We start from the raw sequence: 7682 nt of genomic DNA on the forward strand, positions 1-7682 counted from the left end.
ACTGATAAAGTAATATTTATTTTATTATTAGGAAGTTCGTATAAGAGAGGTAAAAAGAAAATGGGAATTTCTATAGTAATTCCTTGCTTTAATGAGGAGGACTCTATTCCGATATTTTTTAGAGAAGTAGAAAAAATTAGTTCACAGATTGACGAGGAGATAGATTATATTTTTGTTGATGACGGTTCTATAGATAGCACATTGAACGTTTTAAAAAAATTAAATAGTAAGCAAAAAAGAGTTAGTTATATATCATTCTCTCGAAATTTTGGTAAAGAAGCAGCGCTTTATGCTGGATTAAAGCAAGCCCAAGGCGAATATGTAGCAGTGATGGATGCTGATCTTCAAGATCCACCAGAATTATTAATTCAAATGAAATCGATACTAGATAATAATAAGAGAATAGATTGTGTTGGGAGTTATAGAGTAAACCGTAAAGGAGAACCTTTGATTCGCTCTCTATTTGCAAAATTATTTTATAAAATTATAAATAAAATCAGCCACTTAGATGTGGTAGATGGTGCTCGTGATTTTCGCTTGATGCGTCGTCAAATGTTGGATGCTATATTAGAGTTATCGGAGTACAATCGCTTTTCAAAAGGAATTTTTGCATGGGTCGGTTTTAAAACGGAATATTTAAAATACAATAATGTTGAGCGTGTAGTGGGGAATACATCATGGAGTTTTTGGTCCCTTTTTAAGTATTCACTTGAAGGGATTATTAATTTTTCAGATGCACCCCTTGCAGTATCGTTTGTTCTAGGACTTCTTGTTTGTATCATATCTTTTTTTCTAATGTTTTTTATTGTTATCAGGACGTTGATTATGGGGAATCCAACATCAGGATGGACTTCTATCATGACGATTATTCTTTTTTTAGGTGGACTGCAACTCTTATCTATTGGAATTATGGGTAAATACATTGGAAAAATTTTTCTAGAAACTAAAAAGAGACCGATATATGTAGTCAAGGAGCAAAGTAATGATAGCTTCTAGAAAATCATTATTTAATTATTTGTTAGTTTGTATTGCAATCTTCATTTTAATTTATATACTAAATTATTTTACCCTCTATACGTCAGATGATTTTGTTTATAGATATATTTACAAAGATTCGATGCCTACAGGAAACGAAGAAATTGTAAAAAATATTTTTGATTTGATTACTTCACAAGTTAATCACTGGAAAATATGGAACGGACGTTTTACAGCACATAGCATAGTGCAAATTTTTATGCAATTTGATAAATTATATTTTAATATTTTTAACTCGTTTATATTCGTAATGCTGGTAGCGCTGATAGAGCGAATAAGTTCTAATATAATAAAGGTGTATCCTGAAAAACTACGGGCGATATACCTAACTATTTTATTTTTTATGTTATGGTGGTTTTTGCCAGAAATTGGGAAAACAGTTCTTTGGGTATCAGGATCGGGAAATTATCTATGGACTGCAGTAATTGACTTACTGTGGATTTACTTATTTACGAAAAGTGATATTTCTAAGAAATGTTTACCTTTGACTCTTATGTTAGCATTCTTTATGGGAGCAGGGAATGAGAACACCTCCCCTGCTATCATTTTATGGTCAGTATTCTATTTTTCTTTTCATATATTGGAACAAAAAATTCCAATGTGGAAAATAGTTGAGATTATTAGTGCTATAGCAGGATTTATTTTGATGATATCCTCACCAGGCTCTCATCAAAGGGCGGGAGAAATCTCGATTTTTGAAAATATCAAAGACAAAATCGTTGAGTTAGCCCAGATATCCTATACGAAATATAGTTTACTGTATCTAATTTTGGCATTATTACTAACTTATTTGATAGCTATGAAACAGATAAAAAGAGAACAGTTGATAGAAATCGGTTTTATGGTAATTGCTCATTTAGCTTGTATATATAGTCTCATTGCGAGTAATGAGAAACCAGATAGGGTATTTTTTGGTGCAAGTATGCTTCTTTGTTTGGTAGTTATGCAATTGTTAAAATTGACATTGGAGCAAGTACGAAGGTTAAAAATAATTTCTATTATTTTGATTTTTCCTATTTTAATTAAATTCGGATTATCGTATGCTAGTGTTATTCAAGATAATTATGAAACCTATATTCAAGTTAAAAATCAATATTCTCAACTGATAGAGGCTAAAAAATCTGGTCAAAAGAATGTAGTGCTGAAACTGCTAAAAAAACCTAGATACTCATATAATGCCTATCAAGGAACTAATAATTTACATAAAGAAAGTGATGCATGGTTTAATCAATGGATGGCAGTATACTTTGGAGTTAAAAGAATTGAAGGAGAGGAATAATTGACTGATTTTTGATTTGATTGGTAAGTATTAGTTTGTTGAATAAAATGAGATGATTTGGTATAATAGTACTACTCAAGGGAGTAGCTGGCAGAAACCTGCGATAGTGTCGTCATTCCGAATTTTATACTGAAAAGTATGCTTTCCGGCACTATCTTAAACAGCGAGACTTGTTATGATTAACAGGTCTCTTTTTGTTTGTCGTGAAAAGATACGATGAGGAAAAGAGAGTCTGTTTTGCACACAATGTCAAGGAGGAGACACATGTCAAAAGAACAAAAACGCCAAGCGTTTTACACTCAAAGTCCTGAAGAGGTCTTGAAGGCTGTGGATGCGACCGAGCAAGGTTTGTCATCAAGTGAGGCAGAAAAACGCCTTGCTGAATTTGGCCACAATGAACTCGAAGAAGGCGAGAAACGATCAATCCTGGTCAAATTTATCGAGCAATTTAAGGATTTGATGATTATCATCCTAGTTGCGGCAGCTATTTTGTCAGTTGTGACTTCTGGTGGGGAAGATATCGCAGATGCCATTATCATCTTAGCCGTGGTAATCATCAATGCTGCCTTTGGTGTTTACCAAGAAGGAAAAGCTGAAGAAGCCATCGAAGCTCTCAAATCCATGTCTAGTCCAGCTGCCCGCGTTCTTCGTGATGGTCATATGGCTGAGATTGATTCTAAAGAATTAGTACCAGGTGATATCGTTGCCCTTGAAGCTGGTGATGTGGTACCTGCAGACCTACGTTTGCTAGAAGCCAACTCTCTTAAAATCGAAGAAGCAGCTCTTACAGGTGAGTCTGTTCCAGTTGAAAAAGATTTAACAGCCGAGCTTGATACAGATGCAGGTATTGGTGACCGTGTCAATATGGCCTTCCAAAACTCTAACGTGACCTATGGTCGTGGTCTTGGTGTTGTTGTCAATACAGGTATGTACACGGAAGTTGGTCATATTGCTGGCATGCTTCAAGATGCGGATGAGACGGATACACCACTCAAACAAAACTTGAACAACCTTTCTAAGGTTTTGACCTATGCAATCTTGATCATTGCCCTTGTTACTTTTGTAGTGGGTGTCTTCATTCAAGGGAAAAATCCACTTGGTGAGTTGATGACCTCTGTTGCGCTTGCCGTTGCAGCTATTCCAGAAGGGCTCCCAGCTATCGTAACTATCGTTCTTGCCCTCGGTACTCAAGTTTTGGCCAAACGAAACTCTATCGTTCGTAAGTTACCAGCAGTAGAAACACTTGGTTCAACTGAAATCATCGCTTCTGATAAGACTGGTACGCTGACTATGAACAAGATGACAGTCGAAAAAGTCTTCTACGATGCAGTCCTACATGACTCAGCTGATGACATTGAACTAGGTCTTGAAATGCCCCTTCTTCGTTCAGTTGTCTTGGCAAATGATACTAAAATCGATGTGGAAGGCAATCTAATTGGTGACCCAACCGAAACAGCCTTTATCCAGTATGCCTTGGACAAGGGCTACGATGTCAAAGAATTTTTAGAGAAATATCCTCGTGTGGCTGAGTTGCCGTTTGACTCTGAGCGTAAGCTCATGTCAACAGTTCACCCATTGCCAGATGGTCGTTTCCTTGTAGCGGTCAAAGGTGCGCCAGACCAACTTTTTAAACGTTGTGTTCTTCGTGATAAGGCTGGGGATATTGCTCCGATTGATGAGAAGGTTACAAACCTCATTCACACAAACAACTCTGAAATGGCCCACCAAGCCTTGCGTGTCCTTGCAGGTGCTTATAAGATTATCGATAGTATTCCAGAAAACCTCACTTCTGAAGAGCTTGAAAATGATTTAATCTTTACTGGTTTGATCGGGATGATTGACCCTGAACGTCCTGAGGCAGCTGAGGCTGTTCGAGTGGCTAAGGAAGCGGGAATCCGTCCAATCATGATTACGGGTGATCACCAAGACACTGCAGAAGCTATTGCCAAACGTTTGGGAATCATTGATGCAAATGATACAGAAGGCCACGTTTTAACTGGTGCTGAACTCAACGAACTATCTGATGAAGACTTTGAAAAAGTAGTTGGTCAATACTCTGTTTATGCCCGTGTGTCTCCAGAGCACAAGGTTCGTATCGTCAAGGCTTGGCAAAAACAAGGTAAAGTCGTTGCCATGACAGGTGACGGTGTCAATGATGCGCCAGCTCTGAAAACAGCAGATATCGGTATCGGTATGGGAATCACTGGTACAGAGGTTTCTAAGGGGGCTTCTGACATGATTCTTGCAGATGATAACTTTGCGACTATCATTGTTGCAGTGGAAGAAGGACGTAAGGTCTTCTCAAACATTCAAAAGACTATTCAGTACCTACTTTCTGCCAATACTGCTGAAGTGTTAACCATCTTCCTATCAACCTTGTTTGGTTGGGATGTCTTGCAGCCAGTTCATCTCTTGTGGATTAACTTGGTAACAGATACCTTCCCAGCTATCGCTCTAGGTGTTGAACCTGCGGAGCCAGGTGTTATGACCCATAAACCACGTGGACGCAAGGCAAGCTTCTTCTCAGGTGGTGTTTTCAGTTCTATCATCTATCAAGGTGTACTCCAAGCAGCCCTTGTTATGAGCGTTTATGGCCTTGCCCTTGCTTACCCAGTTCATGTGGGTGACAATCATGCCATTCATGCAGATGCCCTTACTATGGCCTTTGCAACCCTTGGTTTGATTCAGCTCTTCCATGCTTACAATGTCAAGTCTGTTTACCAGTCCATCTTGACAGTTGGTCCATTCAAGTCTAAGACCTTTAACTGGTCTATCTTGGTATCCTTCATTCTTCTTATGGCAACAATCATCGTAGAACCGCTTGAAGGAATCTTCCATGTAACCAAACTAGACTTGTCACAATGGGGAATCGTTATGGCTGGAAGCTTCTCAATGATTATCATCGTCGAAATTGTCAAGTTTGTTCAACGTAAACTTGGCTTTGATAAGAATGCGATTTAAAAAGAAAAAGTCATCTTCGGATGGCTTTTTGCTACAGTTGAGGGAAAGGGCTTGCAGTTATTGGCTTTTGTGCTATAATTGCTATAATATAGTAAAGATCAAGAGGAGTGTGAGGAAGTGGAAAAGAAAATTGTGAAGGATATTTTGTTTTTATCTCAGGTATCTCAGCTGGCAAGTCAGGATGATCTGTATCTTGCTAGAGACTTACAAGATACTCTCTTAGCGAATCGTGAGGCCTGTGTTGGTCTGGCTGCCAATATGATTGGGGTGCAGAAGCGCGTGATTATCTTTAATCTTGGCTTGGTTCCTTTGGTCATGTTTAACCCAGTGCTCCTGTCCTATGAAGGACTTTATGAGACAGAAGAAGGCTGTTTGTCCTTGACAGGTGTGAGACCTACTAAGCGTTATGAAACCATAAGGGTTGCCTATCGTGACAGCAAGTGGCAGGAACAGACCATGACCTTGACAGGATTCCCAGCACAGATTTGCCAGCATGAACTGGATCACTTGGAAGGACGAATCATTTAGGAGGAAAACAAATGAAACGGATAATCTTTAAACTTATTTTTATTGCAACGACTTGGTATATCTTCTTACCACCCCTTAACCTGACCAGCTGGGAATTTCTCTTTTTCCTCTGTGGGCATTTGTTAGTTGTGGCAATCTTATTTGGCTTTGGAAAGGGAATCAATCTGGTCAAAACAGTTCATGTGCGCCATGGCAAGGTGGAGGCTGCTTTAAATTTTGAGGGTTTCAAAATCAATCGGTTAGGGAAAATTCTTTTTGCTTCTATTGGAGGAATTCTTCTCTTGGCTGGTTTAGTTTCCTTGGTGACTTCCAGCATTTTTCAGGCTAAAAATTATGCTAATGTAGTCACAGTTACGGAAAAAGACTTTACTGAATTTCCTAAGACTGATACCAGTAAGGTTCCTATTTTAGATAGAAGTACTGCTGAAAAAATTGGTGACCGCTACTTGGGTTCCTTAACGGATAAGGTGTCGCAGTACGTAGCGGCAGATACCTATACCCAATTGACAATTGATGGGAAACCTTATCGAGTTACACCACTAGAATATGCAGACCCTATCAAATGGTTTAATAATCAAGCTAAGGGAATCGGCGAGTATATCAAGGTGGACATGGTAACAGGAAATGCGAATTTGGTGGACTTGAAGACACCAATCAAATATTCAGACTCGGAGTATTTTAACCGTGATGTCAAGCGTCACCTGCGCTTTAAGTACCCAACCAAGATCTTCAAAACTCCATCTTTCGAGGTGGACGATGAGGGTAATCCTTTCTATGTAGCAACGGTTTACCAAAAGCAATTTGGACTTGCGGTTCCTCGTCCTGTTTCAGTCATTATCTTGGATGCCACAAATGGAGAAACCAAGGAATACAGCTTGGCAGATGTTCCAGAATGGGTGGACAGAGTCTATCCAGCTGAGGAAACCATTGAGCAAATCAACTACAACGGCAAGTACAAGGACGGTTTCTGGAATGCCATGATTTCCAAGAAAAACGTGACCCAGACTACCAAGGGCTATAATTACTTGTCTATCGGAAATGACATTTATCTCTACACAGGTGTGACGTCGGCTAATGCAGATGAGAGTAATCTTGGTTTCATCCTTGAAAATATGCGAACAGGAGAAATCACCAAGTACAGCTTGGCTTCCGCGACCGAAGAATCAGCCCGTGAATCAGCCGAAGGTGCTGTTCAGGAGAAATCCTACAAGGCAACCTTCCCAATCCTCATTAACCTCAATGACAAGCCTTTGTACATCATGGGCTTGAAGGACAATGCTGGCTTGGTCAAAGAGTACGCCCTGGTAGACGCAGTCGAGTACCAAAATGTTATCGTAGCTACGACAGTGGAAGAGCTGCTCAGCAAGTATGCTAATAAAAACGACCTTGAAATTGACAATGAAACCAAAGAAAGTATCAAGGGTGTGGTAGCAGACCTCAAATCAGCTGTTATCAAGGGAGATACCGTCTACTTCTTTAAAGTTGATGGCAAGATATACAAGGTCAAGGCTTCTGTATCTGATGAACTTCCTTACCTAGAAAATGGTAAAACCTTTGAAGGTCAAGTAGGAAAAGACAACTATCTCAAGACCTTTAAAGTGCAGTAAGAGGAGAGGCTGGGCAAAACCTCAATTTCAGGAAAAAATGAAGTAAATCTTTCCATCATAAAACGCATAGTATCCAGATTTTTCAATTCCTGATACTATGCATTTTTTAATTTTAATGCCTTTTTTCCCCAGTCTCTTTTCAGATGAATTTCTTGGTAGTGGCTAAAAAATATGCTACACTATCAATATGAAAATTTTAATCCCAACAGCAAAAGAAATGAACACAGATTTGCCAAGGATCGAGGCAACTCCTTTAAGACCAGAAAGTCAGA

At 39.0% G+C, this 7682-nt stretch carries 5 protein-coding genes; all 5 read left to right on the forward strand.

The window, feature by feature from the left end; genetic code table 11:
• The first annotated feature begins 60 nt into the window (after positions 1-60).
• The 5 genes from CJ239_RS03055 (at position 61) to CJ239_RS03075 (ending at position 7410) form a co-directional block, all read left to right on the forward strand.
• Positions 61-996, forward strand: a complete 936-nt coding sequence (locus tag CJ239_RS03055; RefSeq protein ID WP_102210510.1) for a glycosyltransferase family 2 protein — start codon at positions 61-63, stop codon at positions 994-996.
• Complete coding sequence (locus CJ239_RS03060) at positions 983-2314, forward strand: DUF6056 family protein (protein ID WP_102210511.1); 1332 nt, start codon at positions 983-985, stop codon at positions 2312-2314. The genes CJ239_RS03055 and CJ239_RS03060 overlap by 14 nt, the downstream gene beginning before the upstream one ends.
• 264 nt (positions 2315-2578) lie before the next feature.
• Entirely contained in the window at positions 2579-5275 is a 2697-nt protein-coding gene (locus CJ239_RS03065) for a cation-translocating P-type ATPase (protein WP_102210512.1), read from the forward strand.
• A gap of 117 nt (positions 5276-5392) precedes the next feature.
• Positions 5393-5803, forward strand: a complete 411-nt coding sequence (locus CJ239_RS03070; RefSeq protein WP_102210513.1) for a peptide deformylase — start codon at positions 5393-5395, stop codon at positions 5801-5803.
• An 11-nt stretch (positions 5804-5814) separates the two neighbouring features.
• Positions 5815-7410, forward strand: a complete 1596-nt coding sequence (locus CJ239_RS03075) for a hypothetical protein (protein WP_102210514.1) — start codon at positions 5815-5817, stop codon at positions 7408-7410.
• Positions 7411-7682 lie beyond the last annotated feature (272 nt).

This window comes from Streptococcus sp. UMB0029 (assembly GCF_002871495.1).
In the GTDB taxonomy this organism is placed as follows: domain Bacteria; phylum Bacillota; class Bacilli; order Lactobacillales; family Streptococcaceae; genus Streptococcus.